Annotated in this window: 32 protein-coding genes and 1 tRNA gene; 14 read left to right on the forward strand and 19 right to left on the reverse strand. The window is 60.0% G+C overall.

The annotated features are described in order from the left end of the window. Positions 1-54: 54 nt before the first annotated feature. Entirely contained in the window at positions 55-2163 is a 2109-nt protein-coding gene (recG, locus tag IG197_RS01665) for an ATP-dependent DNA helicase RecG (protein WP_154387377.1), read from the forward strand. On the opposite strand, the gene IG197_RS01670 is transcribed toward recG, so the two are convergent. From IG197_RS01670 to IG197_RS01690, 5 genes are all read right to left on the reverse strand, one after another. Next, positions 2115-2870: a DUF502 domain-containing protein gene (locus IG197_RS01670; RefSeq protein ID WP_067962205.1), complete on the reverse strand. Its 756-nt coding sequence runs from the start codon at positions 2868-2870 to the stop codon at positions 2115-2117. The two genes, recG and IG197_RS01670, sit on opposite strands and share 49 nt — an antisense overlap. Positions 2871-2954: 84 nt before the next feature. After that, the gene (gene glmS, locus IG197_RS01675; RefSeq protein WP_067962207.1) at positions 2955-4778 is read right to left on the reverse strand and encodes a glutamine--fructose-6-phosphate transaminase (isomerizing); all 1824 of its coding nucleotides are present in this window, start codon (positions 4776-4778) and stop codon (positions 2955-2957) included. Between the two features lie 146 nt (positions 4779-4924). Beyond that, positions 4925-6292: a bifunctional UDP-N-acetylglucosamine diphosphorylase/glucosamine-1-phosphate N-acetyltransferase GlmU gene (gene glmU / locus IG197_RS01680; RefSeq protein ID WP_067962210.1), complete on the reverse strand. Its 1368-nt coding sequence runs from the start codon at positions 6290-6292 to the stop codon at positions 4925-4927. A 99-nt stretch (positions 6293-6391) separates the two neighbouring features. Then, a complete protein-coding gene (locus IG197_RS01685; protein WP_067962212.1) occupies positions 6392-7138 on the reverse strand; it encodes a cytochrome c biogenesis CcdA family protein in 747 nt (248 codons plus the stop codon). A 221-nt stretch (positions 7139-7359) separates the two neighbouring features. Further along, entirely contained in the window at positions 7360-7698 is a 339-nt protein-coding gene (locus tag IG197_RS01690) for a hypothetical protein (protein ID WP_067962214.1), read from the reverse strand. Positions 7699-7960: 262 nt separating this feature from the next. On the opposite strand from IG197_RS01690, the gene IG197_RS01695 reads away from it, so the two are divergent. Further along, positions 7961-8036 (forward strand) — tRNA-Lys (locus IG197_RS01695). Positions 8037-8227: 191 nt separating this feature from the next. Here the strand turns inward: IG197_RS01695 and IG197_RS01700 are convergent. Continuing rightward, entirely contained in the window at positions 8228-9181 is a 954-nt protein-coding gene (locus tag IG197_RS01700) for a hypothetical protein (RefSeq protein WP_192316562.1), read from the reverse strand. A gap of 118 nt (positions 9182-9299) precedes the next feature. On the opposite strand from IG197_RS01700, the gene IG197_RS01705 reads away from it, so the two are divergent. The 6 genes from IG197_RS01705 to IG197_RS01730 all read left to right on the forward strand — a co-directional run bounded on the left by IG197_RS01705 (position 9300) and on the right by IG197_RS01730 (position 13099). Continuing rightward, positions 9300-9536 carry a helix-turn-helix transcriptional regulator gene (locus tag IG197_RS01705; protein WP_192319533.1) on the forward strand — a complete coding sequence of 79 codons (237 nt, stop codon included), beginning with the start codon at positions 9300-9302 and terminating at the stop codon, positions 9534-9536. A 969-nt stretch (positions 9537-10505) separates the two neighbouring features. Continuing rightward, complete coding sequence (locus IG197_RS01710) at positions 10506-10673, forward strand: hypothetical protein (RefSeq protein WP_192316564.1); 168 nt, start codon at positions 10506-10508, stop codon at positions 10671-10673. A gap of 364 nt (positions 10674-11037) precedes the next feature. Beyond that, on the forward strand, positions 11038-11760 hold the full coding sequence (locus IG197_RS01715) for an outer membrane protein (protein WP_192316566.1): 723 nt from the start codon (positions 11038-11040) through the stop codon (positions 11758-11760). A 254-nt stretch (positions 11761-12014) separates the two neighbouring features. After that, a complete protein-coding gene (locus tag IG197_RS01720) occupies positions 12015-12236 on the forward strand; it encodes a hypothetical protein (RefSeq protein ID WP_192316568.1) in 222 nt (73 codons plus the stop codon). Positions 12237-12262: 26 nt separating this feature from the next. Further along, positions 12263-12691 (forward strand): Imm50 family immunity protein, encoded by a 429-nt coding sequence (locus IG197_RS01725; protein ID WP_192316570.1) that lies wholly within the window; start codon positions 12263-12265, stop codon positions 12689-12691. A 96-nt stretch (positions 12692-12787) separates the two neighbouring features. Beyond that, on the forward strand, positions 12788-13099 hold the full coding sequence (locus tag IG197_RS01730) for a hypothetical protein (RefSeq protein ID WP_192316571.1): 312 nt from the start codon (positions 12788-12790) through the stop codon (positions 13097-13099). A gap of 186 nt (positions 13100-13285) precedes the next feature. Here IG197_RS01730 and IG197_RS01735 read toward each other — a convergent pair whose 3' ends face one another. The 8 genes from IG197_RS01735 to IG197_RS01770 all read right to left on the reverse strand — a co-directional run bounded on the left by IG197_RS01735 (position 13286) and on the right by IG197_RS01770 (position 16793). After that, entirely contained in the window at positions 13286-13738 is a 453-nt protein-coding gene (locus tag IG197_RS01735) for a hypothetical protein (protein ID WP_192316573.1), read from the reverse strand. Continuing rightward, the gene (locus tag IG197_RS01740; protein WP_192316575.1) at positions 13725-14324 is read right to left on the reverse strand and encodes a hypothetical protein; all 600 of its coding nucleotides are present in this window, start codon (positions 14322-14324) and stop codon (positions 13725-13727) included. Before IG197_RS01740 ends, IG197_RS01735 begins: the two co-directional genes overlap by 14 nt. After that, positions 14321-15061 carry a TIGR04255 family protein gene (locus tag IG197_RS01745; protein WP_192316577.1) on the reverse strand — a complete coding sequence of 247 codons (741 nt, stop codon included), beginning with the start codon at positions 15059-15061 and terminating at the stop codon, positions 14321-14323. The genes IG197_RS01740 and IG197_RS01745 overlap by 4 nt, the downstream gene beginning before the upstream one ends. 143 nt (positions 15062-15204) lie before the next feature. Next, positions 15205-15501, reverse strand: a complete 297-nt coding sequence (locus tag IG197_RS01750; protein ID WP_192316578.1) for a hypothetical protein — start codon at positions 15499-15501, stop codon at positions 15205-15207. Beyond that, the gene (locus IG197_RS01755) at positions 15498-15713 is read right to left on the reverse strand and encodes a hypothetical protein (protein ID WP_192316580.1); all 216 of its coding nucleotides are present in this window, start codon (positions 15711-15713) and stop codon (positions 15498-15500) included. The genes IG197_RS01750 and IG197_RS01755 overlap by 4 nt, the downstream gene beginning before the upstream one ends. After that, positions 15710-15949: a hypothetical protein gene (locus IG197_RS01760; protein ID WP_192316582.1), complete on the reverse strand. Its 240-nt coding sequence runs from the start codon at positions 15947-15949 to the stop codon at positions 15710-15712. The genes IG197_RS01755 and IG197_RS01760 overlap by 4 nt, the downstream gene beginning before the upstream one ends. Next, positions 15946-16146, reverse strand: a complete 201-nt coding sequence (locus tag IG197_RS01765; RefSeq protein ID WP_192316584.1) for a hypothetical protein — start codon at positions 16144-16146, stop codon at positions 15946-15948. Before IG197_RS01765 ends, IG197_RS01760 begins: the two co-directional genes overlap by 4 nt. A 2-nt stretch (positions 16147-16148) precedes the next feature. Further along, the gene (locus IG197_RS01770; protein ID WP_192316585.1) at positions 16149-16793 is read right to left on the reverse strand and encodes a glycoside hydrolase family 108 protein; all 645 of its coding nucleotides are present in this window, start codon (positions 16791-16793) and stop codon (positions 16149-16151) included. A 61-nt stretch (positions 16794-16854) separates the two neighbouring features. Here IG197_RS01770 and IG197_RS01775 point away from each other — a divergent pair, with 61 nt between their 5' ends. From IG197_RS01775 to IG197_RS01790, 4 genes are all read left to right on the forward strand, one after another. After that, positions 16855-17091, forward strand: a complete 237-nt coding sequence (locus IG197_RS01775; protein WP_192316587.1) for a hypothetical protein — start codon at positions 16855-16857, stop codon at positions 17089-17091. Between the two features lie 397 nt (positions 17092-17488). Then, positions 17489-17683, forward strand: a complete 195-nt coding sequence (locus IG197_RS01780; RefSeq protein WP_192316589.1) for a hypothetical protein — start codon at positions 17489-17491, stop codon at positions 17681-17683. A 151-nt stretch (positions 17684-17834) separates the two neighbouring features. Beyond that, positions 17835-18608 carry a polysaccharide pyruvyl transferase family protein gene (locus tag IG197_RS01785; protein ID WP_192316590.1) on the forward strand — a complete coding sequence of 258 codons (774 nt, stop codon included), beginning with the start codon at positions 17835-17837 and terminating at the stop codon, positions 18606-18608. A gap of 50 nt (positions 18609-18658) precedes the next feature. After that, entirely contained in the window at positions 18659-19402 is a 744-nt protein-coding gene (locus IG197_RS01790) for an SGNH/GDSL hydrolase family protein (RefSeq protein WP_192316592.1), read from the forward strand. Here the strand turns inward: IG197_RS01790 and IG197_RS01795 are convergent. The 3 genes from IG197_RS01795 to IG197_RS01805 are packed head-to-tail and all read right to left on the reverse strand — an operon-like array spanning position 19347 to position 20910. Beyond that, the gene (locus IG197_RS01795; protein ID WP_192316594.1) at positions 19347-19613 is read right to left on the reverse strand and encodes a hypothetical protein; all 267 of its coding nucleotides are present in this window, start codon (positions 19611-19613) and stop codon (positions 19347-19349) included. The two genes, IG197_RS01790 and IG197_RS01795, sit on opposite strands and share 56 nt — an antisense overlap. Further along, positions 19610-19900 carry a hypothetical protein gene (locus IG197_RS01800; RefSeq protein ID WP_192316596.1) on the reverse strand — a complete coding sequence of 97 codons (291 nt, stop codon included), beginning with the start codon at positions 19898-19900 and terminating at the stop codon, positions 19610-19612. Before IG197_RS01800 ends, IG197_RS01795 begins: the two co-directional genes overlap by 4 nt. A 2-nt stretch (positions 19901-19902) precedes the next feature. Next, complete coding sequence (locus IG197_RS01805) at positions 19903-20910, reverse strand: hypothetical protein (protein ID WP_192316598.1); 1008 nt, start codon at positions 20908-20910, stop codon at positions 19903-19905. Positions 20911-20988: 78 nt separating this feature from the next. Between IG197_RS01805 and IG197_RS01810 the strand changes: the two genes are divergently transcribed. Continuing rightward, positions 20989-21231, forward strand: coding sequence for a hypothetical protein (locus tag IG197_RS01810; protein ID WP_192316600.1), 243 nt, complete (start codon positions 20989-20991; stop codon positions 21229-21231). Here IG197_RS01810 and IG197_RS01815 read toward each other — a convergent pair. Next, positions 21169-23214 carry a hypothetical protein gene (locus tag IG197_RS01815; RefSeq protein ID WP_192316602.1) on the reverse strand — a complete coding sequence of 682 codons (2046 nt, stop codon included), beginning with the start codon at positions 23212-23214 and terminating at the stop codon, positions 21169-21171. The genes IG197_RS01810 and IG197_RS01815 overlap by 63 nt on opposite strands. A 63-nt stretch (positions 23215-23277) precedes the next feature. On the opposite strand from IG197_RS01815, the gene IG197_RS01820 reads away from it, so the two are divergent. Continuing rightward, the gene (locus IG197_RS01820; RefSeq protein WP_192316603.1) at positions 23278-23553 is read left to right on the forward strand and encodes a SinR family protein; all 276 of its coding nucleotides are present in this window, start codon (positions 23278-23280) and stop codon (positions 23551-23553) included. A gap of 123 nt (positions 23554-23676) precedes the next feature. On the opposite strand, the gene IG197_RS01825 is transcribed toward IG197_RS01820, so the two are convergent. Further along, positions 23677-26019 (reverse strand): glycoside hydrolase family 104 protein, encoded by a 2343-nt coding sequence (locus IG197_RS01825; protein WP_192316605.1) that lies wholly within the window; start codon positions 26017-26019, stop codon positions 23677-23679.

Here is a 26019-nt window from a genome sequence, read left to right on the forward strand (position 1 = left end):
ATAGCCGGCCATGTCAGCCTTTGCCCGGGCTGCAGCAGCGCATAAGCTGACACGATGCGTCCATCCCTTCTCGATCCCCTGTTCTCCCCCATCACTTCGCTCACCGGCATCGGACCTAAGGTTGCCGTGCTGATCGAAAAGGTCGTGCCTGCCGATCTCGGCGACCGGTCCGCCCGCGTCGGCGACCTCGCTTTCATATTGCCCAACAGCGTCATCGACCGCCGCAACCGACCTGGTATCGCGCTCGCCGCGGAAGGTGCCATCGTCACGCTGGAGGTCCGCATCGACCGCCACCAGCCGGCGCCGCGCGGCAACCGCTCGGCGCCCTACCGCGTCTTTGCGCATGACGACACAGGTGAGATCACGCTGACCTTCTTCCATGCGCATGCCGCCTATCTCGAAAAGGCGATGCCCGAGGGCGAGAAAGTCATCGTCTCGGGCCGCATGGAGTGGTTCAACGGCCGCCCCTCGATGGTTCATCCCGACCACATCGCGCTTGCCAGCGAAGCCGACAAGCTGCCGCTGGTCGAACCTGTCTATCCGCTGACGGCGGGCCTGTCGGCCAAGGTGCTGCGCCGCGCCATCGGCCAGTCGCTCGAACGGGTGCCTGAGATGCCTGAGTGGCTCGACGGCGATGTCATACGCCGGCAGAGTTTTCCCGCTTTCGCGGCGTCGCTGCAACGCGTCCACAATCCTGCTGATCCGATCGACGCCTCGCCCGAAAATGCCGCCTGGCGCCGCCTCGCCTATGACGAGTTGCTTGCCGGCCAGGTGTCGCTCGCCCTCGTCCGCGCCCGCGTGCGCAAGCTGCATGGCCGGCCACTGACTGGCGACGGCCGCCTCGTCAACGCACTCCGCGCGGCACTGCCTTATCAACTGACCGGCTCGCAACAGGCCGCCCTGGAAGAGATCGATGCCGACCTCGCCAAACCCGAACGCATGCTGCGCCTGCTTCAGGGCGACGTCGGCTCGGGCAAGACGGTGGTCGCACTTCTGGCCATGGCTCGAGCCGTCGAGGCGGGAGGCCAGGCGGCACTGATGGCGCCGACGGAAATCCTTGCCCGCCAGCATCTGGCGACAATCGCGCCCTTGGCCGAACGAGTCGGCATGCGCGTGGCGATCCTGACCGGCCGCGAAAAGGGCCGCGACCGCGCCCAGACGCTGGCGGGGCTCGAAAGCGGCGAGATCGACATCGTAATCGGCACCCACGCCTTGTTCCAGGATACAGTCACCTTCCGCGACATGGCGCTGGCCGTCATCGATGAACAGCACCGCTTCGGCGTGCACCAGCGCCTTGCCATGAACGCCAAGGGCCAGGCGCCCGACATGCTGGTCATGACCGCGACGCCGATCCCACGCACGCTGGTGCTCACCGCCTTCGGCGACATGGATGTGTCGCGCCTGACCGAAAAGCCGGCCGGCCGACAGCCGATCCGCACTGTCACCATGCCGCTCGAGCGCTTGGAGGAACTCGTCGGCCGCATGCGCGACGCCGTCGCCGAAGGCCAGAAGGTCTATTGGATCTGCCCGCTGGTCGAGGAATCCGAAGAGATCAAGCTGATGTCTGCCGAGGATCGTTTCGCCTCGCTGCAGCCGGTCTTCGGCCAACGTATCGGCCTCGTTCATGGCCGGATGAAGGGCGCGGAGAAGGACGAGGCCATGCGCGCCTTCAAGGAGGGCGAAACGCGTGTGCTGATCGCCACCACCGTCATCGAGGTCGGCGTCGACGTGCCCGACGCCACCATCATCGTCATCGAGCACGCCGAGCGCTTCGGCCTCGCCCAGTTGCACCAGTTGCGCGGTCGCGTCGGCCGCGGTTTGAAACCATCTTCCTGCGTGCTGCTCTACAAGGATCCGCTTGGCGAAACCGCCAAGCGCCGGCTGTCGGTCATGCGTGAAACCGAGGACGGCTTCCTCATCGCAGAGGAAGACCTCAAACTGCGCGGCGAAGGCGAGTTGCTGGGCACGCGCCAGTCCGGCACGCCGGGCTTTCAGATCGCGCGCATCGAAGCGCACGCCGACCTCCTGGAAATCGCCCGCGACGACGCGCGCCTGATCCTTGCTCGTGATCCAGAGCTCGTGTCGCCACGCGGGGAAGCGTTGCGCCTGCTGCTTTACGTGTTCGGCAGGGACGAGGCCGTGCGCTTGCTGAGGGCCGGCTGAGGCAGCGCGCCGGCAGGAGGGTTGCCGATGGGCCCTTCGATCGCCTTGCTCTTGGCTGCTGCGCCCGGCGCCGGTTCTGGCACCACAAGGCCAGCCGAGACGATCAGCTTGGCGCCGTCCTCGATGCTCATGTCGAGCAGCACGACCTCGGAGCGATGCACATACATCAGGAATCCCGTGGTCGGATTGGGCGTGCACGGCATGAACACCGCAATCAGCGGGTCGCCTTCCTTGTCGAGCTTGTCGTTGATCTCCGTCCGCTTTTCATTGCCGACAAAAACGATCGACCAGACACCCTTGCGCGGATATTCGACCATGCCGACGGTCCGGAACATGTCGCTCTTATTCGACAGCGCGGTCTCGAACAGCTGCTTCAGCGTCTTGTACAGGCCGCGCACCAGCGGGGTCCTGTTCAGGAGCCGCTCGCCGAATCCGACGATGGCGCGTCCGATGAAGTTGGCCGTCAGGAAACCGATCAGCGTGATCATCACCAGGGCGACGATCAGGCCGAAACCCGGCACCCGAATCGACAGATAGGTATCGGGATTGTAGCTCGCCGGAATATACGGCTTTACCCAGGAGTCGGCCCAGCCGATGAACGACCAGACGATATAGATGGTCAGCACCAGCGGCGCGCAGACGATGAAACCGGTGAGGAAATAGTTCCTCAGCCGCGTCATCCCAGAAGTCTTGTGGCCATCCGACATCGTTCACCGCCGCACCGTTTGCAGCGCAACATTAGTCAAGCGCGCGACGCTTTGGAACACAGATCTTGGTAGGGGGTGTCGGCCCTACTCCACTGTCACCGACTTTGCCAGGTTGCGCGGCTGGTCGACGTCGGTACCCATGAACACGGCCGTGAAATAGGCCAGCATCTGGATCGGCAGGGCATAGATGATCGGCGCGATGAACTCCGGCACGTCGGGCAACACGATGGTCTCGAGTGTCTTCACCGTCGCCTGCGCGGCACCCTTCTGGTCGGTGATCAGGATGATCTTGCCGCCGCGGGCCGCCACTTCCTGCATGTTCGACACGGTCTTTTCAAAGATGCGGTCATGTGGAGCGATGACGATGACAGGCATGTTCTCATCGATCAGTGCGATCGGGCCGTGCTTGAGCTCGCCGGCGGCATAACCCTCGGCATGAATGTAGGAGATTTCCTTGAGCTTGAGCGCGCCTTCCATGGCGAGCGGGAAATTGGTGTCGCGGCCGAGATAGAGCACGTGCTTGTAGGAAGCCAGCTCACGCGAAACCTTCTCTATCTGCTTGTCGAGCTTGAGCACCTGGGCAGCATAGCGCGGCGTCTCCGACAGGCTGCGTACCAACGCCTTTTCTTCTTCCGCCGTAATCGTCCCGCGTTGCGAGGCCGCCCGTATGGTCAACGCCGCCAGCACCGAAAGCTGACAGGTGAAGGCCTTGGTCGAGGCAACGCCGATCTCGGGGCCGGCAAGCGTCGGCATCACGACGTCGGATTCGCGCGCCATCGTCGACTCGCGCACGTTGACGATCGCGCCGATCGGCACGCCTTCCTTACGGCAGTAGCGCAGCGAGGCCAGCGTGTCGGCGGTTTCACCCGACTGCGAGACGAAGAACGCTGCGCTCTTCCTAGAGATCGGCATCTCGCGGTAGCGGAACTCCGAGGCGACATCGATGTCGACCGGCAGCCGTGCGTGGCGCTCGAACCAGTATTTGCCGACGAGCCCGGCAAGATAGGCCGTACCGCAGGCCGAAACCGCGAGGCGGTCGATGTCGGCGAAGTTGAACGGCAAGTCGAGCGGCTTCGACGTCCCTTGCGTGAAGTCGAGATAGTGCGCCAGCGTGTGCGAGATCACCTCCGGCTGCTCATGGATTTCCTTTTCCATGAAATGGCGGTGATTGCCCTTGTCGACGAGATAGCTTGTGCCGACCGACTGGCGCCGCTGGCGCTCCACCGGCACACGATCCATCGTGTAGATCTGGAATTCGTTGCGGCGCACCACCGCCCAGTCGCCGTCTTCAAGGTAAGTGACCGAGTTGGTGAAGGGCGCAAGCGCAATCGCATCCGAGCCCAAGAACATCTCGCCCTCGCCATGGCCGACAGCCAGCGGTGGCCCATTGCGGGCGCCGACGATCAGGTCCTCGTCGCCCTTGAACATGATGGCGAGCGCGAAGGCGCCGTTGAGGCGCTTCAGCGCCGCATGCGCTGCATCAATAGGCTTGGTGCCACGCGCCAGTTCACGCGCAATCAGATGCGCCACGACCTCGGTGTCGGTCTGCGACGTGAACTCATAGCCATCGGCCATGAGTTCCTGACGCAACTCGGCAAAATTCTCGATGATGCCATTGTGGACGATCGCCACGCCGTTGGAAAAATGCGGGTGCGCATTGGTCTCGTTCGGCACGCCGTGCGTTGCCCAGCGCGTATGGCCGATGCCGATATTGCCATCCAGCGGCTCGGCCTTGAGCCGGCGCTCGAGATTGACAAGCTTGCCCTCGGCGCGGCGGCGCGCCAGTTCGCCATTCTCAATCGTGGCGACACCGGCGGAATCATAACCGCGGTATTCCAGCCGCTTCAGCGCATCCACGATCAGCGGCGCAACCGGCGTCTGGCCGACGATACCAACGATTCCGCACATGATTTTGCCCCGTCCAATCCCTCAAAACCCTGTCGGCCTTTTAGGCAGCACAGTAGCCAAGCGGAAGTCACATTCCGTTTCGCAACGTATCAGCCGCCCGACCGGGCAAGAAGGACCATCCATGGCACGGCAGAATTGAAATGCCGTTACTTTGCACCCGCCTTTTTCGCAGCGGCGGCAGAGGCGAAGCGTTCGCGCAATTCCTTGCCCTTGCCCGGCAAGGTCTTCTGGCGCGCCCGACCAAAGGCCAGTGCATCCCCGGGCACTTCCTCTGTTATGACGCTGCCCGAGGCGACATAGGCGCCGGCCCCGATGACAATCGGCGCCACCAGCGACGAGTTCGAGCCGATGAATGCGCCCTCGCCGATATCGGTGAAGAACTTCGAGTAGCCGTCATAATTGCAGGTGATCGTGCCCGCGCCGATGTTGGCGCCGACGCCGACGCGCGCATCGCCGATATAGGTCAGGTGGTTGATCTTGGCGCCCTTCTCGACCGTCGCCTTCTTGACCTCGCAGAAATTGCCGACCTTGGCTTTCTCATGCAGCTCCGCACCCGGGCGCAGCCGGGCATATGGCCCGACCTCGGCACGGGGGCCGACATCGGCGCCTTCGAGATGGCTGAACGCATGGATGACGGCGCCGTCGGCAACCTTCACGTCAGGACCGAACCAGACGTTCGGCTCGACCAGCACGTCGGCGCCGATCTCCGTATCATGCGAAAAATAGACGGTTTCGGGCGCAATCAGCGTCGCACCGTCGAGCATGGCCTGCCGGCGGCGGCGCTTTTGCCAGATCGCCTCGGCTTCGGCGAGTTCCGCCCGGTTGTTGATGCCAAGCACGCTTTCGAAGCTCGCCTCGGTGGCAACAACCATGAGACTGGCCTTGTCGGCGATCTCGACGATGTCGGTAAGGTAAAACTCGCCCTTGGCGTTTGAATTGCCGACTTGATCGAGCAGCCTCAGCGCATCCTTGCCCGCAATTGCCATCAGCCCGGCATTGCAGAATCCGATCTTGCGTTCTTCGTCGGTGCAATCCTTGTCCTCGCGAATGGCGACCAGGCGCCCATCCTTTTCCAACAGGCGGCCATAACCTGCCGGGTTCGGCGGCCGGAAGCCGATGACGACCACGGCAGCCCCCTCGGCAAGCTTCTGACGCGCCAAGGCAAGCGAATCGGCCTCGACCAGCGGCGTGTCGCCGAACATTACCAGAATGTCGTCATGGCCCTTGGCGATCGCCGCCCGTGCCGCCAGCACCGCATGAGCCGTACCCAACCGCTCAGCCTGGACGAATGCATCCGCCTTCGGCGCGAACGCCTCCGCTGCCTTCTTCACCGCGTCGCCGCCATGCCCCACCACCAGCGCGACTGCGTCGGCGCCTGCGCCCTCGGCGGCCCTGGCGACATGCGCCACCATCGGCAGATTGGCAATCTGGTGCAGCACCTTGGGTGTCGCGCTCTTCATCCGAGTGCCCTCGCCGGCGGCAAGGATGATCGACAGGCAGGTTCTCGAGGTCATGGCGTCGTCCGGATTGGCAAGAAGCGGCGGGATTCGCCCGCCTTTCTAGCATTGCTGGCAATCGCCTCCAATGCACAGGCTATCTGGACGTTTTTGGAGCTAGCCGAGCTGGCCGAGCACCGGAAAGCGCTCCAGCAACCAGTAGGATGCGGTCTGCACGCCACCGGTCAGGAACAGCACGCCTGCAACCACCAGAAGCGCACCGATGGCCTTTTCGACCTTGCCGAGATGGACGCGGAACTTCTGCAGGAACCGCATGAAAGCGCCCGAAAACAGCGCCGCGATCAGGAACGGAATGCCAAGGCCGAGCGAATAGACAGCCAGCAGGGCAGCGCCCTCTCCCACCGTCTCGCGGCCGCCGGCCAGCGTCAGGATCGGCCCCAGCACCGGTCCGATGCACGGCGTCCAGCCAAAGGCAAAGGCTAGGCCCATCAGATAGGCGGCGAGATTGCTCGCCGGCTTGCCTTGCGACTGGAAGCGCGCCTCGCGCGAAAACAGCGGAATGCGCAGGATGCCGAGGAAATTGAGGCCCATCAGGATGATCAGCACGCCAGCCGCCATCGCCAGCGGTTCCTGCCAGGTTCGCAACAGCTGCCCGATCGTCGAGGCGCCAGCACCCAGCGCCACGAAGACGGTGGAAAAACCGAGCACGAAGCAGGCCGACGCGGTCAAAAGCGCGCCGCGGGCGCGGGAAACGGTTGCGGCCCCGCCCTCGGCCCGGAAGTCGTCGACCGAAACGCCCGCCATGTAGCAGAGGTAAGGCGGCACCAGCGGCAGCACGCAAGGCGACAGGAACGACAGGGCGCCCGCCCCCAATGCGCTGAGATAACCGACGTCCAATGCCATTCAATGCCGCTCCACAATGTGCAGGGCCGCTATAGCGGCAGCGGCAATCAGGTACCAATCACCATTTTGTGGCAGACGGGCCGGTTGCTTCCGGCCCGGTGCAGTTTTCTTCGGCGTTCCTGCGGCGTGCATTGCCGATAGCCACTCTATTCGGGGTTCGGCGCAAAAGGTGCCGAATCTGTTCGCGGCGTGACCAGCCCGGGGCTTGCTCGAAGCCAGCCCTATTCGTGGATCGTGTATTCGCCGAGTTCGCAGAGGTTCTGCTTGTCCTCGGTGGTGTCGAGGTCTGAGCCTTCCTCGAATTCGAAGCGCATGTCGTATTCGCAGACGCTGCGGCCATCGGCGATGGTGATCTGCATGCTTTCGCCTGCGCCCAGCGTGTCGCGGCCGAAGATGTCGTCTTCCCACTGGTCAACGCCAACCGGCGAGGCGTAGAAATTCGTCAGCACCGATTTCGTGCCGTTCTTGAGCGTGAAGACAAGATCTTCTGCCTGTGCGACGGCGGGAATGACGGAAGTTGCGAAAACGGAAGCAACGGCGAGTTTCAAAAGAATACGCATCTATCAAATGTCCAAAACGATAAGCCCGATATTGGGCCCCCGATGTCTAGCAGCGCTGCCGGATGCCAGCAATATCACCAAGAGGTAATATTACGCGCGTGAGGGGTTGCCAGGAAATGCCGAGCGAGTTGAGTTGCAGGGTCGAGAGCCAATTGCCGGTCGCCATTCGACAGCCTGTTTGCAATGATGTTTTTCCGGTTGACCCGCCGGGACACTCTCCCTATGTTCCGCCGCAATTTCGGGGTCGCCATACGGCCTCCGGGAGCGCGTAGCTCAGCCGGTAGAGCAACTGACTTTTAATCAGTAGGTCCAGGGTTCGAATCCCTGCGCGCTCACCAATAACGTAATTAAAATCAGCAACTTATAATGCGAACCTACTGATTGATAGGCATTCAGTTCGCGTTGGGTGCTCTATGGGTTCAGCTTGTAATGCGGCTTTGGGCCCCGTTTATCGGGCACGTCTGAGATGCCGATTAGGCTCGTTCCAACCGCCTTCGCCAAGATTCGCCGTGACGGCCCACGCAACCGGCTATTGACGAGCTGCCTCACTTGTAGGATCGCCGAAGGATCCAAGCAAAGCCAACAACTGCTCTGGCTCAAGGTACGTGTACTGCCAGTCTGTTACGCCCATCAAATACGCGGCCTTGGCCCGGCACTGCTCTAAGCTGGTGCACGGATGCGCCAACAACGCCAAGAGTGCTTTAGTCTCGTCATCACTGGAGCGCTGATATTCGGCTACGGCCGCGCTCCAACCAAATGCGCTTTGCCTGTCCTTTTCTTCGGCTGTTAGCTTTTCCAACGCGGCGATGTCGGTTGAGAGCTTGGCATGCAGCGCGAGTTGGGCTTCTTCTGCTAGGCGAGGCTCGATCCGTTCAAGCACTCCAATTTTGCGAATTTGCGTATCGTATTCTTCCTTCATACGCTTCTCACAATTAGAGAAAGCTTCGTCCATGTCCTCGCTGACATACAGCGACAACGCGCCCCCAATGGATAGCAGTGCGAGATGCTCTTTGCGGTTGGCCGCAAAGTATGCCTCCTTCAGGTCGCCCTCCCGATCGATCGCGGCTTCGAATGCAGCCGAGGCTGCTTTGTGAGCCTCGACGAGTGCCGACAGGTCCCCTTCACCGGCTGAGGGATCCACATTTGCTGCCCAACGCCAATCAACTTCACCGAACAAGATTGTTGTTCGTTTTGGGCCCTCTTTCTCGTTCGCTGGTGGGTACACGACAGCCATCACTTCACCGTCGTCGCAATCTCGTAGGGTGTCTTGGAGTTCGCGCGCGAGACGGCGGGCTTTGACCCAGGCGGGTTCAGTGGTGCTATTCACTGTTCTTGCGGCGTTGCGAGTGATCATGCCGCTCATCTCTACGATGAGTGGTCGCATGTCCTCGGCCGTCATAAGGTTGAGCGTCTTCAGCAAATCCGACACCAACATGTCCGGGTGGAATTCCTTAGCATCAAATCTGCGAGCAGCGGTGACCATTTCGATAACTCCATTTTAACGAAAACCGTGTACAATAAACGATAATCTCGAAAGTCTTCTACTGTCAACGGTTTTCGTTTGTGTTAAACGAATTAGAAGAATTGGAACGAATATGTCGATGCCGCTCACCCCTCCTCAGTCCCGTGCAGCGCGAGGCTTATTGGACTGGTCGCAGACCAAGCTGGCCGAGGCCTCCAACCTCAGCGAGAGCACTATTCGTGACTTCGAAAAAGGGCGACGCATACCAACGGTCAACAACTTGGCGGCGGTGAAAATGGCGCTTGAGAAAGCGGGAGTTGAATTTATCCCCGAGAACGGCGGGGGGCCTGGCGTGCGCCTAAGGCATCGAGAATGACCGCTAATACCCCTCGTGAGCGGATGGCGGACAAGCGCCGTCAGCACATCTTTTCCGAGAATTGCACAGCCCACAACGTTGCGCCGTGCTGCATCTGCGGTAAGCCCATCCACCGCCATGACGACCGCTGGATTGTCGAGCACGAGCGCGCGCTGGCCCTGCTTGGAGACGTCAACACCAACTGTGGCCCGGCTCACTACGACTGCGCCCAGGTGAAGACCCACACCGAGGCCCCGGATCAGGAAGGCCAAGCGCCAACAGGCCATGCACGAGGGGACCAAAGAGATTTCCCGCCGCTTCGTGCGGCCCGAAGGCATCGTCTACGATTGGCAGAAGCGTAGGTACGTGCGAGATATGGGGAGCAATCCATGATGCACTTGGATGAAAGTCGTCGGGGTCATTGTTTCGTTTGCAGTCGTTCTATGGCTGACTACCTATGCGGTAGGCGAATTTGAGCAGGCGCAGCGCCTTGGCGTTCTTGGGCCGAGCATCTATGTGACGTTCCTCGTCACCATGATGGCCGGCGCAGCAATTGTCGCTGCCTGGAGTTTCTATAGGGGTCGACGCCCCTGGTTCCTTGAGGGTCCAGTCAGAATGTCGACGTACAACTCTGTGATTTCGAACTGGTGAGTGCTCTAGTGCTCCTTGCATGATACCGCCTCCTTGGAGCCCGCCGCGATTGAAGCGTCGGCGATTGGCGGCTAGGTGTGCCAGTCATTTCTACGATAATCCGCAGATTCCACAGACGTCACGAGGATTGATGTGGACGTACATTTGTTGATTTGGAAAGCTAATGGACTGGCATCGTCTTTGTCGTTGAAAAGACATTCTGCCCCCGACATCTACATCGATACTGGAACTGAATTCGCCAGCAGCGGCCCGATGATCAGTATGCCACTGGCCTCCCCCGCCAAAACTCAGATATGCCGAGGAGGCGGTAGAAGGCCGCTACCTAAATAGGAGAGACAAATGCCGACAATCGTTGAGGACCTGCGAGCAATAGCCGCCAACCCTGCCAGTAAGACAAAAGCCGAAGTGGTCGAAATCCTCCTTGCGGCGGCCGACCGGATCGAATCGAAACGCATCGAGTTGGCAAGAGCGAACAACGATAGCAAGGACGCAAAACGAGGCAGTTAAGCCGAGTTTCGCTGAGGGGAAACGGTTTAGGGGGTAGGATATGGGCGACGACCCCACATCTGGACAGCGCGAGTACATGCGCCAGTCTGATGGCGGAGTATCGGGCCGCCGCGCTCCTTGTGGAGCAGCGACCGACAAGCCGTTCGGGACTAACCGCAATCATAACAGTATGGGCAATCTGCCTAGCCCTCACGACGTGGTTCGTCTGGGCTAGGTTCTCGCAACGGTAACGACAAAAAAGCCCCCCGGCCCGAAGCCAGTGGGGCGCCCTTCTTGCCCGCCGGCACTCCCTGTGATAACCGCAGCATGTATCGCGAACGCTGCCCTGTTCGCTCGAGTAGAGCTTGCAATCAGGGCACCAAATATGAATCTCAGTTCCACACTTCGCGAAGGCATCACTTTACCATTGCTGGCAATGCTGTTGAGCACGAGCCTCGTAGCCACCGGCACAACAGTGCATGCCGGTGAACAGTCCGCAATCGACTGGTCGGGCGTGTATGTCGGTGCTCAGATTGGATACGGTTGGGGGGATAGCAAGCTCTCGGCCTCGAATCCAAATGACACTTGGGAGATCGATCCCGGCGGTGCCAACGCAGGCATTTACGCCGGCTACAACCATCAAATGTCGAGTGGCCTGGTGGTTGGCGTTGAAACCGAGATCAATGCCAATGGCGTCAAAGGCGACGGTCGGTATCTCTATCGCGATGAGCCTTGGGGCAGCGCCGACAATTGGCCTGCGGAAGTTGACCTGAAGTGGTCCGGTTCGACCCGCCTACGCTTCGGTTATGCGATGGATCGCTGGATGCCCTTTGTCACGGGCGGCGTCGCCTATGCCGGCTATGACGTCAAGACCTACGACTTCGGTTCAATTTGGGATGAGGGAGACGGGATGCTCGTTGGCTGGACCATCGGTGCGGGCGCCGAATATGCCGTTACCGACAACATCCGCATTCGGGGCGCCTATCTCTTCACCGACTACGGTTCGGATTCGTTCGACTCGCACCGACCTTCCGGCGATTTTTACGATACGTACGAAATCGACCTGAAAACGCATGCAGCAAGCCTGGGCGTGAGCTTCAACTGGTAGTTCCAACCCTCGCCCGACAACGAAAAGGCCCCGCCGGCAGGAGCCAGCGGGGTAAAGAATCTGCCCAACGTTCAGTTAGCAAGCGCTAATAACACGCCTCCACGGGAGGCGTAAGCCGTAGGAGGCTGCGCCTCTTGACCCGCACTCGGAACTGGCGCGGAATGGCCGCGAAGTGGGGAAGTCAATAGTTAAATCTTGCGATAGCGAAGCCCCTAGGGCTTTGGCAGTCTTCCCTTTTCAAAGGGTGTATCGAGATGAAGCCCATCACGTGTGTGCTGGCTGCAGATGAGACCGCAAGCTGGAAGCTGATCTTCAATATGGACAGGCGGCATATCTACGTCGGCACTGGGCACCCGCCGTACAAACGCATGTCAATTGACGATTTGCTTGCGGTGGAGCCCCCGGACAGATTGCAACGGCAGGCACGCGACAAGCTCATGTCGATGATGTTGGACGCTATTTGTATGCTAGGTTAACGCCTCCTTTTTGAATCAGCGCAATCGTGACCACTCAACCCTGCTCGCAATTCATGACACCACCTAAGTCCAAGCTGCTTGATATCCCCGGAGGCGACGCGCTCGTTGAGTGGTTCGGGCGCGTTCCACGCTTCCATGATGCCGAACTGCTTGAGATCAACGTCTCCGGCAAGGGAGCGGGGCTGCTTCGAATACAGGCCTGGAATATGACGGACGAGGTGGATACCAAGGGCTACTTTGTTCTCGACAAGCACGCGACAGTTACTCTTGCCCTTGAGGGGGTGAGCGCGATCAATTGCGTCGACTTCGACATGATGCCGGCAATCATCTTTGATTTTGAGATCACCAAGGTCGACGAGAAATACCGCATCGAGTGGAGTACAAGCTACGGGGTGGCCGGTTTCATTAATGCCAAGCACGTCCGGATCAGTCTTGTGCCCGGAAGACCTGATTAGAAGAGTTTTCGAGCTAGGCTCTTAGAATGCGGGCGACCCAGTAGCGCCAGTTAAGCACGCGCACACAGCCAACACTTAGAATAGGCGAGACGCCAATTGAAGAAATTCCTGGATGAAATTTGGCCAACAATAGTGGTTGGCGTTCCAGTGGTGTTTCTTACCTACTACCTGCGGTATCTCGGGTTGTTGGGACCATTGGTTTTCATGCTGATAAGCTGGATTACCCTGCTCGTCATCGTGGCCTGGCAAGCCAGAAAAGCTGGACAATCGGTCAAGCAAGGGGCAATTTTTGTCACCGGCATTATGATTTGTGCCCTGATTGGGATAACCTCGCACCCGCTTGTCGGATGTGGCGCGTTTTTGGTGCTTGTCTATCTCGCTGCAAAAATCAAGGTCCTTCAGTCGTGAAAACAGAAGCACCTGGCAGCGAACCTCCTCAGCGAAAACCAGTCGATGATCCATTGCTGAACCCGGCCAACAGATGGGTAACATCATGGTTGGTGTACTTCCTCGACTGGGTCGCCTGGAAAGTGAAATCGTCTAGGAAGCCCTAAGAAAAAAAGCCCCGCCACCTTTCGGCAGCGGGGCTCCTGCTCAGGGAATGTCCTTGTTGAGAACCAGTCCGCACCAAGCCTCCGAAGCCAATAACTCAAACAATTCAATTTCTTGGCGCGGGTACCGGCGGATGCTCGCGTGAGCAGCGTTGTCTAGTTCCGGCTCGTGAAGAATACGTACCTGATGCCCCTTCAGAGAACACGCGCCTCTTATGTCGCCAACTTTTCCAATGGCAAATGCGCTTTTGGGGCTAATCTTCAGCTTCGAATTCCTCATCACTCTCACCGCAGCCTCGATCTGCTGTTGCGGAGTACCGGTGAAATACTCCTGGAGAGTCGACGACAACGTGTCCTCGCTATCGCGCATAACAAAAGCTGTGTGCAAAAAGCCGATAACCTGCTCGCACCCATCATTGTCGATGGTCTTTAGTAACTTGCTCCAAGCGACGCTGCGGATTAGGTGATCTTCATCCCCAATACTACGCTCCGGCATTGGCAAACCATTGCTCTTTGTTATAGGGGGTTAGCACGTCCGGAATTCTCGACGTGGTCGTCGAACCAGCGGCTGTTTCTGCGACACCCTCAGACGTCGTCGACAATACCCACCGGATATGATCATCGGGCTGGCAGATCAATGTGAGTCTGTTCTTCTCAGCCACCCACGCCGCAACCAAATTGCCATCGTCAGTTGCTCCAAGGCTAGGCCGGCGACCAGGCTTGACGAAAAGAAGTAACCTTAAGAAGGTTAAAGACGATTCAGGAGAAACAGGTGCATCCCGCTCGTCCCATTCTTCCGGATCCATTAGTTGATCTACCTGCTTGAAGAGAATATCTCTCCAACCACGATCAAGATGCATTGCGTACATCGACGCTGCAATCTTGAACGATGCTCTTGAATTATACAGCTGATCACTTAGCTGCCCAATTTGCCCGTGGAATTGGAGCCTGGAGGTGCTCACCGCGGACGACGCTACGGCCTCAGCAGTCGTTGATGCGAAAGCGGTGTACTGAGGACCAAGCGCCATTGAGGCCTGCAATCCAGCCGTTGGTCGCGAATTGATCTCAAGCACATTTTTCACTGAAACAACCTCCGAGATAGATCGGTTATCATTTTTTCGAACAGATCATTCTTGAGTTCGCGAGCTTCACCAATAGTCTCCCAAAGTTTCTTGGCATTCCTCGGCAAATCTTCGTCACGGTATACATCTATATCGAGCAAAAATGAGATGTGACTCAAGAGTGGCGGCGGAACAATCACGCCACTATTTAAAGTGACTGACCATTTAGGGTTGTCAAGCTTCGTTGATATCTGGGCAGCAAAACCGAACAATGGATGGCTAGAGATGGATGGGAACTCTGGCCTAAGCCGTATGTAGTCAAAGACGAGCACATTTCCATCTGCATCCCGCGGAACATCGATACGATTGATGAACCTGACGCCTACTCTGACAGCTTGGCTGTTACCGGATATCTTGGTCCAAGCATCCCAATTCTCATGAGCGCTTTCCACGAGAGCTTCCCAGCCGCCGTAAGGGGCTAGCCGGGAAGTTGTAACCCCAGTTGCGTTAATGACACAAATGTCCGCCTGGTCATTTGACGTCAAGCGATAGCCTGCATTCGAATGTTTAACACCGACCTGGTTGCTAGCGCTTTCTATGAGAACTTCGACGCCCTTTACCTCCGAGTGGTTGGGGTAACGAACGCCAAGCTTCTTCGCCAGCCGGTCCAATTCAGCCGCCTCGACCGGAGTGTTCACGCGGAGGTCGATAATTGCCTCGACGATTGGCGCCTTCCGATACACTGCCGACGTCGTCATGGGATTCCTTTCGAAGACGCTGCAAGCAATAATGCAAACTACGCTTGCTTCAAGCTTGTTGTGGCGTCCCAAGGTATTTTCGCAGTGCAGTCAACCGCCGCCCGACCTTTGGGAGCGGAGTTCTGGACATGTAATTGCGAAGGTCAGGGCGGCGGGCTGGTATCCTTCTCAAGCAACCTCACCGCGCGATCGATCTGCACGGACACGTTCTGAAGCGTGACCTCCATGCGTGTCAGGCGATCCTTCATCTCCCCGCTCTGGATTTCCAAGCGCTCGATGCGGGTTGTGTTCGCCGCGGTCGCTAGCCTGTTGGCTTCGATGTCAGATCGGAAGTTCGCCCAACCGAAGACGATTGCCGTAAGCAACGTGCCAATGGTGATCATGTTGCCCAGGCTCATCTTCATGTCGATATCCATGCCGAAGTGCTTTTGGTCGCTCATGGCTTCCTCCCGCACAGTTCCTCGCGTGTCTTCAGAATGGTGAGGTGCCGGGCTGCTTCCTCTGCGTTCATGGCGTCGTAGACCTCCTGCCGGTAGCGGAGGTCAGGACCAAGGCAGATGCTGCCGCGCGCGGTCGCGCAGGCCACGGCGCCCGTTAAAACGACGATCAGCAGCAGGATCCGCGTGACGAGGTCGAGCAGCCGGCGCTTCATGGCCGTGCCCTCTTGGCTAGTTCGGCCCGCACCTGATCGGCCGACATGGCGCCGACGTCGGATTGCACATCGTCGAGGACATCGCGAGCTTTGGCTTCCTCGGCCTCACGCTTGACACGCTCCTTTGCTGCCCCGCGTGAATTGCCTTTGAAGAAAGTGATCAGGCCGAACAGCAGGCCGCCCATGATCGCCAGCAGCGTCGGGTTCGTCAGGGCTGAGAGGATGAGCGCGGTCATTTCGCCCACCCGAACTTGCGAGCGGCCCAATACCAGCCTTCGGCTATCATCGGGGCGACAATGCCAAGGCCCGTGCTCACCCAGGCGACAATCTGCGGATCGGCGATGAGTGCCTGCTGTTCCTCTGGGAGGATCAGGCCGAAGGCCAGCAGCGGAAGCGTCACATAGCGAAGCAGGATGCGGATAATCGGTCCCATGGTCAGTGATCCTTTCGGGAGAACGCCCAGGCGAGTGCCTTGCCGATGAGTTGCAGGAAGAAGGCCAAGCCCTTGGCGGGTTCGGCGGGATAAGGCGCTGGCGCGGGTTTGGTAGGCGCTGGCGCGGGTATTGAGGAAGCAGACAGCCTGAGCGCTTCTGCGCGCACGCCAGACACGCGGGCAGTCCAGCCCCTGCCAAAGGTCGGCCAAGTCTTCAGGCCGTACAGGAACGTCATGCGCTTGTCGCACAGGTCGTTGATGACCGTGGCGCGCATCATCGCCTTGGTTGCGCTGATCGTCGCCGGCCCGATCCGGCCGTCCTGAACAACACCGACGACGCCTTGCAGGTACTTGGCCGCCCTGCCCGGCCCGCTGTTCACCGCAAAGTCGAACACGGCGTAGTCGACGCCGTCGGGAAGCTCGGCGCCATGCACCGCGTCCCAGTAGAAGCGGCGGTAGACCGTTGCCAACTGCTCGTCCGTGATCCGGCGCAGATCGTCCTTGGTGGCGTCCGGCTTCACGTAGCGGCGGAAGTTCGCCAGCGTCACACCCTTCATGGTCGGGCCGCCCGGGTCATCGGTATGATCCGACCAGCCACCTTCATGCTTGAGGACGAGCGCAAGCGCCCGCGGGAAATTGCGATCCATGGTGGTTTCCTTTGATGATGAAGTCGTTCAATCTGCCCGCATCAACGGGAGGGAGGGCTAGATGAAGTGGGTGATTTTGATCGCCGGCGTGTTTTTGTTCTTCAACGGAATGTTCACGCGGACATTCAGCTTCGAGAACGAAACACCTGTCAGGCATTGCTACTATATGGACTACATCGGGCTTAATGGTTGCTTCGGCAGTCCGATGGTGCCGACGCTAATTGCTTGGGGTGCAACCCTGATCGGGGCCGGCCTGATTGCATGGTCGGTATTTCGCGGCAGGCAGAAGTCGGCCTGACGACTGCCATTGAGGTCACAAGCTTCTTGATGCAATGTCGTTCGCGCAGGTGGGGCGGTCAGACGCGAACGCTTGGATGCGTTGCCTCCCGGTTACGCGTCCCCCGAGCCCCCCTCGGGCACCTGCAGCGTCAGCTACGGCGAGCCGAGCAGCAGCGCCGTTGACCTGGCTTTGTGAAAGCGACGTTCCGAACACGCCAGACGAGAGCGCGCGCAAAGTCGCGTAGAACTTACTACGGTCCATGGGACTTAGTCGTCATCGCGGCTTCGGCGATGATATTGTGGCTTGTTGTCTCGTAGCGAGAAGTGCAACGGCCCTGGCCCATTGCAATATCCTTCTTTAGAGCAGAAGAATGTAGCAACAGGTTCGCGGGGGCGTTGAGCCGGAGAGTGCTTCCATGAGCAAGCGACCCGTTGCCGTAGGCGATCATGTACTTGTGCGTTTTGAAGTGACCCACCGACTTAACGATGGCTACCTGATCATGACGTCAAACGGCCTATCGGCGATCACCGTTCATGAAAATGACGTCGCCACCGTGGAGCGTGAGAGCGACTCAGCGGCCAAGCCTCCTCGTCTCGTTGCGATCGGTTAGCCCTTCTCCTAAGCGGGCGGATATTTGCCGGAGAGCAGGAACGTTCGGCGACCTTGGGGAGTTCAGTGATCTTCTCGGGGTCAGTCAAAGGGGGTGGAACTACAGCTTCCGCTTATGTATTGACTGCCTAATGAAACGAAGGCCGCTAAAATTGTACTGGGACGGTGCACTTGTCCGCCCCAACTTTGGGGACACCCTCTCACCCAAGCTGATCGAGATGCTCTCAGGCAGAGATGTTGCCTACGCAAGCATATCCCGATGCGATATGGTTTCAATTGGTAGCATCCTTGATGACGTCATTGCTGGCCACCGCAAGCGCTTGGCGAAGCTACGTCTCAACCGAATTGTTGTCTGGGGATCGGGGTCGTTCGGAACAGAGCGAACCACCGGCTGGCGGTGGTTGGACATTCGCTCTGTTCGCGGTCCTAAGACGCGCGACTTGCTCGGTCTCGGGAAACAGGTTCCGATGGGCGATCCAGCGCTACTCCTTGATCGACTTACTCCCTCAACAGCGAAGGCGCATCGATGGGGCATAATTGTGCACCCCGAAGATGGTGACTACGCCATGGTGCGAACCATGTTGAATGAGACACCGAACTCAACGGCTATCAATCTTGGGACAGAAGACGTCATCGGCACCGCGCGAGAAATCGCCTCATGCGACTTCATTATGTCGTCCAGTCTTCACGGCCTGATCGCCGCCGATGCTCTTGGCGTTCCAAGTGTCTGGATGCACCTGCGCGATATAGGCGGGCATTGGAAGTTCTACGATTACTTCGCCAGCGTTGGCCGGGCTGAGAGGGCACCAGTTCTGTCTGCAACTGATCTGCGCAACCTGGAAGACCAGGCCGACATCGCCGATCAGTCCGTGCTTGTCCAACGGCGGCTCGACCTGGATGCTTCGTTCGCTTCGCTGAACCTGTGAGGGTGGTGGAACGCGCGTCAGCGACTGTGCTATGAGGCGCTATGGTTCTAATGACGCTCGGTGACAGCCACTCGCTATTCAGCTTTGCCGGGATCGCCGAGGCTAAGATTTATTGGCATGGGCCAAGAACGATGCATCGGGCCGCTCGCGATGGCATCGCATCACTGGTTCCTAAGAACTGCCGGACGGTTAGCGGTGATGTGCTTGTGTTGTCGTTTGGTGAAATTGACAGCCGCGTCCACGTAGCGAGGGTCGCACGTCGAAATGGTCGATCTTCTGTCGAGGAAGCCGATGCACTTTGCGACAGGTTCCAGGCGGCGCTGGATCAATTTAAGGCAAGGTGCCCGGCGCGTTTGGCATTGGCATGCATCGGCCCATTCAATCCGGCCTATCTGGAGTATGAGGGGTACGAAAATGAAGAGGCATGCCGGGCCGACGCGAAGGCGATTCGCGACAGGATGAACGACCGCATGGCAAAGATGGGCGTCGCTTTCGTCGATTTCCGGGCGGGCTACAGCAACCCAGATGGCTCAATCATCCCGTCGCTCTCTGACAACAACGTTCACATTGACCCCCGGCATTCTGAGCCAGTCCTGGCAGCTTTGAAGCAAGCCTTGGGAGCGCAATTCAATCTTCGGCAACCGCCGTGGCCGCCGCACAGTCTCGCCGAGAAGCCTTATCAGTCGCCGTGGAAGCGGTTCCGCCGTGCCGTGCGGGCTAAGGTGAAGGGATGGTTCTTCAGAGCTTTCCCGCATTTCGGAAAAACTCATCGACTGCCGCCGCAGGGAAACTGAGCGCAGCGAACCCTGACTGCAGCATAGGGTCGATACGAGCAAAGGTCTTGCTCTCGGCATAGGCAATCTGGACCAGCTTTGGCTGGGCGGAAACCCAAGCCTCGACTTGCTCTAAGATTTGGTCGATCTCGAGCTGCATCTTGAATTGGCGAGAAGACACACGCTCGGGCACAGGCGGTGGCGGCGCAGGCCGAATGGAAATGACGCTCATTTGGTGTCCTCCGAACCCAGTTCCTCCGCGTGCGCAGCGGCAATGATCGCCTCCTGTTCGGCAAACCATGCGGCGGCCCCGATGCCGTAGCCGTCTGGCTGGCTGAAATCGGCGGTCCACAGATCACGTTGCGATCGATCGGTCGGGATTTCGGCAGTGGCAATGATCCGGAACGGCAGTCCCGCAGGCACGTCCTTGCGAGCGACTTCTTGAACGGGAAGCCCGCTCTTCTCTGCGGGAATCAGAACGGCGACGCCGTCACCTGATGGATAGATGATGCGTTGCATTGTCAGTCTCCAAAAATTGCCACATGAACGAAGTCACAATCGAGAGCAGTGTTGTTAACCGCAAATGTTCGTATCTGGTAAGAGCCTGTCGCTGCGGTCGCGGGGATGACTATCCCAGCGGTAGGGATAGTGGTTCCTGCCGCCGCACCTGATGTATAGTTCGTATTCGCCATGGCCGTTGTGAAGTTAAGAGTGTAATTACCCACGCCGTTGTCGGTGATCGAGGTGACGTTGTAGCTGTCGCGGATCGCAACAGTACCGGTGCCGTTGAAATTCACCCATGCTTTGGCCACCCCCTGATGGCTCTTCATCGTCGACACGGACGGCGCGCGGGCGGTGTCAGTCCCCGTTGCCACCTCGGCTGCTGTGGCTAGCTCAACGAGGCCGGCGAACGTTTCCGAGGCCCCAAGGGCAGCTAAATTTGAAGGCGTGAGGCCGCGGGTAGCATCAGATTTGGCCTGTGCTTCAGCGTCAGTCGCAAGTTCAACCAACCCGGCAACTGTGGTCGAGGCGGCGGCCGGATAAACAACTGACTGCCCGTTCGCCTTTTTGTAGTCGACACAAATCCAGTTTCCGCCCCCCTTGGAGCGGAACGTTGCTGTGTCATTTGCTGCCGTGGTGATGTTTGCCGCACCCGGCAGAATAAGGCTCGTCGCATTGTGGGTGAGCGTCAGCGCGCCAGCAAAGACCAGTGTCCGGATCGCACCCGAGCTGACAGTGCCAAGGGCCGTAATCGTCGTGGTGCCGGTGACGTTGACTACCACACCTGTCGCATTGGCCAGATTGAGTGTTGCCGCCGAGGCCATATCGGCGCCGGTCGTGTTGAGGTTGTCATTGCCGGAAACGGCCGTAATGCCACCAGTGCCGCCAGCAGTGATTGGCCGGGCGGCGTTCAGGTCCGCCAGAAGGTCGGCCAGGAATGCATTGTACCTGGTGCTCGAAACTGTCGTGTTGGGTACGCCCTGAGTGTTGGGGGGCCACGACATCACACCTGAGCCGTTACGGGGCATCGGCAGGTCTCCATGTGGGAATTGCCGCTCCAAGGCGGCCTATTGTCGAAACGGCGGTCTGGGATTACTTTCCGGCGCATGAGCTACCGGACCACAGTTCAGTTGATCGCTGCAGCCGTAACCATTGCGGTGATGGTGGCGTTCGGCCTTGGCTTCGATAAGTTTCTCAACTCGATGAGCGACGATTTTATCTACGGCGCGGCCTTCGGCGGGGCTTTTGTTGGCCTGCTGCTTTGCCTAGCGTGGCGCGAAGACCGATCAGCGGCCAACGCCGCCAACCGTGGTGAGCAGCAAGGCCCGCGAAACTCGATCGATCTGTGATGGGTTAAGGCTGGAGCCCTTCGCGGCCTTCAGCAGAGCGTCGACCACTTCCGTATTGTTGCTGGTCAGCGTCTCAGCCATCTGCTTTCGGGCGGCCTCTGTCTTCACGCCCTGCAGCGCCTCGACGACCTTTTCCACGCCCTTGATGCCGGCCGCACGGGTCGCGCCACTGACACCGCCAGCCTTGAAGCTGTCGACCACACCGAAGTCGCCGCCCGACTGCCCTGTCAGGTCGTTGATCGCCTCACGGCGGGCAAGGCTTTCGCTATTGCGGGTGACGATGCTCGACGTGTCGGCAAAGGCTCGTTCATTGTCGAGCAGGCGGATGATGCGGTCGGCGCGATCCTGGCCGAACAGGGTTGCCAGTCGGTCGCGGTTCCAGTCGCCTTCGCCCTTAATCAGCCGCTGAAGCGCAACGCGGTCGTTGGCATTGGTGCCGATGATCCGCTCAATTTCCGCACGCGCACCCTGACGAAGACGGACGGGAACGGCTGACGGGCCGATCTGTTCGCCCTGTGGCAGCGCACCTTGCCTGAACTCGTCCGCAAGCTCGATGGGCCGGGGTGCCTCACGACCATTGGCAAGGACGGTCTGGCCTCGCTGCAATGCCGTGTCCTGACGCGCAAGCTCGGCATATTTCGCGTCGACTTCCTTGATGCCCGGGACCGAAGCGCGCAGTTCGTCGTCAACCGCCTGCCTGGCAGTCGTAAGCGCGTTGCGTGCGTTCGTTTCCTGCACCGTTTCCAGCATGCCGTCGATGGCTTTGCGGGTTTCAAGCAGTGTCACGGGATTGGTTTCAAGTTCCTCGGTCCCGACGCGGTTGAGCATCGTGCGGACGCGCTGCAGACCGCGCTGAGCTTCGCCGCGCAGCGTCTGGATTTCCTGGTCCAGATAGCGAGCAATTGGCCGTGTATCGACGGGCGAGGCGTTTTGAAACACGTCACGATACTGCGGCGACAGGTTCCTCTGGTTGACCTCGATGTTAGCGGTAACCCTGCGCGGGACCGGAGCCGGTCCAAGCTGGCTATTCACCTCGTCAATGATCCGGCGGTTCGCCGCGGCGTCTCGCGCCTCGATCGCGCCTCGGACAACCTTCTGCCCTTCGCCCGGCATGGCAGCAAGCGCCGCCGCCTGATGCTTGAGGTTCGGGCCGAGATCCAGAACCATCGCATCGGGGCCGAGTTCGGCCAGACGGGCATTTGCTGACGCAGCATCGAGCCCATCACGCTCTATGCCTTGCGCCAGGAGATTAAACGCCCCCTTGTCGACGCCTTTGGCCTTGGCAAGCCGGCCAGTCAGGAGAGCGTCGGCAACCTTCTTGACGCCCTTGCCGACCCATGGGGCGACGTAAGTGCCAAGTCCGGCCGTTCCTGCGCCCCAGAACCCGCCCTCGATTGCATCGCGCAAGTCACCGCCAGACCTGACGAAGGCGTCAGCGCTGCCGAGACCGCCGCCGCCCAACATGGCGCCGCCGATCCTGCCGAACCGGGTTGCCTGACCGATACCAAAGGCGCTCGGAGCCGCCGCCATCATCGGGATCGTGCCGGCGACCGCGCCCGTGACCTGCGCGGCGGTGTCCACCTTCGGGTTCATCGACTTTTCAGCCTCCGTGCCCGCCTGAATGGTCCGCAAGACCTCGTCGTAGTCCTTGTCGGAGAACGGCGCGAGCGTGGCCGCAGCGGCGCGATCAACGCCGCCACGGATCAGCGGGCCGACGACGGGAATGCCCTCCAGCACGCCGCCCGACCCCGTCCTGATCTTGCTGAGCGCATCGTCGCCCTCAACCATTCCGGTCTGGCTGTTGTAGCCGGGGACGCCCCCTTCCACGTTGGCCGGGTCGAAATCGAAGTGCTGCGGCTGGCCACTGGGACGCGGCGCCGGCTGTTGCGTCAACTGACCGAGAGCGCCGAGAGCGGAATTCTCGTCGGGCGCATCGATCTCGTAGGTTTTGCCGTCCGGGCCTTGGATCTCGAAAAGGGGCATTACTCGACTCCGGCAGGGAAAGATTCAAAGATGGCCATGGGAAATCGGGCTTTGGGGGAAACTATGGCTGTCTTCGTGGTTACTTATGATCTGCGGCAACCGGGCAGGAACTATCAGCCGCTGTACGATCGGCTTGCAGCATGGAAAGCGCTTCACTGCCTCGACTCGGTCTGGATTATTAAGTGGGATACCAATTCCCAAACGATCCGCGACGACCTGTTGAACCACATGGATAGCAACGATGGGCTGCTAGTCGCTCAACTCAGTGGACAGGCCGCATGGACCAATTTGGACAATTCGACGGCACCGACGCTGAAAAATTGGCTTGAGGGTAAGTAGACCCGTCCAGATTGGTGTTGTCCATTTTGCCACTGTTTCGCGTGCTTCCAACCGGAAGCCCTTCGACGTGCGCAAGGATACCGAGCGATTTTGCGACAATGTGAAGGATCAGAATTTTGAAGGTCATTGTTTCACCCTGATTTTGACGCCGTTGCCTATGTCTTTCCAGCCGCCACCATCACCCGGAGGCGGTGCGCCGGGCGTCTGCCGTTCGACAGAGGCGTCGACGGAGGTCTTGATGTTGTCAAGCATGCGCTTGAGTTCATCCACGCTGTTCTTCGCCCGCGCGCCGGCCCCGCCCGTCACTCCGGTCCATATCTGATCGGGCAGATTGGCAATGCCGCCCTCCTTCAGAGGGTCGACAACCGGGTCGTAGATCATGCGCTCCATAAGCGAGAGATCAGGACCGTTCAGCACGCCGAGGTTAAACAGCTCTTTCATCTGAAGCATGATGCCCTGGCGAACCGTGTTCAGATTGTCCTTGTCCTCTCCGGGCTTAGCCTCGATGCCGGTTTGGCCGACAAGCTCCGCATAGCGGTCCAGTTCACTCGTGATCGTCGAGAACGCCTGGTCGACATTCGAAGACCGATTGCGCTGGGCTTCCGTCGGCTTCTGCGCCTTCGGGCTGGTGATCGGGATCATACCAGGACGCTGCCCTTCGGCCGGCGCGGGGGGCGGGACCGGACTGGCAGGCGCTGCCGGAGGTGCCGGAACAGGTGCCGGGGAAGGTGCAGGCGTCGGTGCTGGCACGGGCGCGGGTGCGCCTTGCGGCATGACTGGCATTGCAGGACCACCCGCAGCCGCCTGTCCAAATACGCCCTGTGGCGTCATGAACATGACGGACCCGTCTGCGGGATTGGTGATGGTCTTGCCGGCGCCGAGCTGCTGCGCCTGTTCTGCGGTTAGGATACCGCTATCCATGAGGCCGTTGAGCGACTGTGCCTCGACCGAATTGCCCTCGAACCGGAACTTGCCGTCGTTCGGTTTGCCAATGCTCTTCGTCTCGCCGGTTGCCGGGTCGAACAGCGTGTCGTCGTCGAGCTTTTGCCACTGCTTTTGCGGCGTCCCAAGCTCCTTCTTGAGCTTCTGAAGCTGAAGCTGCCGGATAGGGTCGTTCGACTGCATCTTCTGCTCGAGCATTGTGTTGACCATGGCGCGCTGCTGCTCGCTCAACCAAGGATCGGCTGCGGCCTGCATGAGCTGCTGAACGGTCGGGCCAGCCTCGCCGGGCTGAAGCGGCGCATGTCCGGGCATGTCGCTATCAATGGCCGTGCCGCGATAGGCTTCCGCGCCGATTGCCTGAGCAACGCGCTGGGTGGCCGGGCTGGCTGCCTGTGCCGCCGGCTGATCGCCATTGGCCTTGGCCAGTGCGCCGGTCACCTTCGAAAGCGGCTGCACCGTGCCGCCCATGGGCGCGCTGTCCCTCATTGCCGCCGTGACGCGCTGAGACGGTGAGGGTGTGACTTTTGCCTCTGGTTGAGGGACTGCCGGCTTTGGCGGTGCCCCCGGTGCGGTTGGCGCGTTCATTCGGGCCCAGGCCTCGGGTGACAGGCCGGTTTTTGCGTATTCCTCCGGCATGGGAGGAACCTGCGTCGCCTGCGCCACGCCAGCCGACGGGTCGAGAGACGCGACCTGGATGGGCTGCGCAGCCTGTGCGACCTGCTTCGCCTCCGCTGGTGATGCGCCCGCAGCGAGCGCACGCTGATAGGTCGACACAAACCTGTCGGTGTTCGTGCCCTGCTCGATACCGCCCGGCAGGCTGGTCCAGATCGGGTTGAGCACCTTGCCAACGCTGGCAATTGCGGCCGGATCACCTGACTGCAGAACAGCGTCCAGATCCTGCCCCGTCTTGGCCTTGTAGGTTTCGGCTGCGAGGTTCCACGCCGCCTTGTCCTGGTTGGCCGGCGAGAAATCGGTGAGCCCAAGCTTGCCGGCCTGATCCTCCCATGTCGAGCCGAGGAACTGATATTTGCCGGCGGCCGACGACGTGCGCCCGGCGTTCGGCCCGGTCTGGATGCGGACGGCCTGCCCCGGATGCTTGGAGAAGTCGTCGAACCTCCCGCCACCATAGATCACGTTGTATCGGCCGCCGCTTTCGGGCCCGGCAATCGTGTTCAGCAACGCCTTCTGGTAGGGCTTGGCGTCGGTCCAGGCGAGTTCGTCGCCGTGGAAGTCGACCGGGGCCGAAGATGAAGACGGCTTCGGCTGGGAAGGTGCTTCGGGGAACGTGCCGGCACCGAACAGCGGGGCCATTGTGGCAGCCGCCTGTTCGCGGCCTGCGGCCTCGCCCTTATCCACATCGGCCATCATCATACGATAGCCAAGCGCCTCACCAAGTGCGGTCAGGCCCTCGCCGACGTTCTGCGGTCCGCGCGAGCGGCCGCCCAAAGCCTCGGCGACCGCGCGCTTCTTGGCGAGGCTCTGGGGCGTTTCCTTGGAAGCATCGAAGATGAAAGAAAGTGCCAT

It is taken from the genome of Aminobacter sp. SR38, assembly GCF_014843375.1.
Taxonomy (GTDB): domain Bacteria; phylum Pseudomonadota; class Alphaproteobacteria; order Rhizobiales; family Rhizobiaceae; genus Aminobacter; species Aminobacter ciceronei.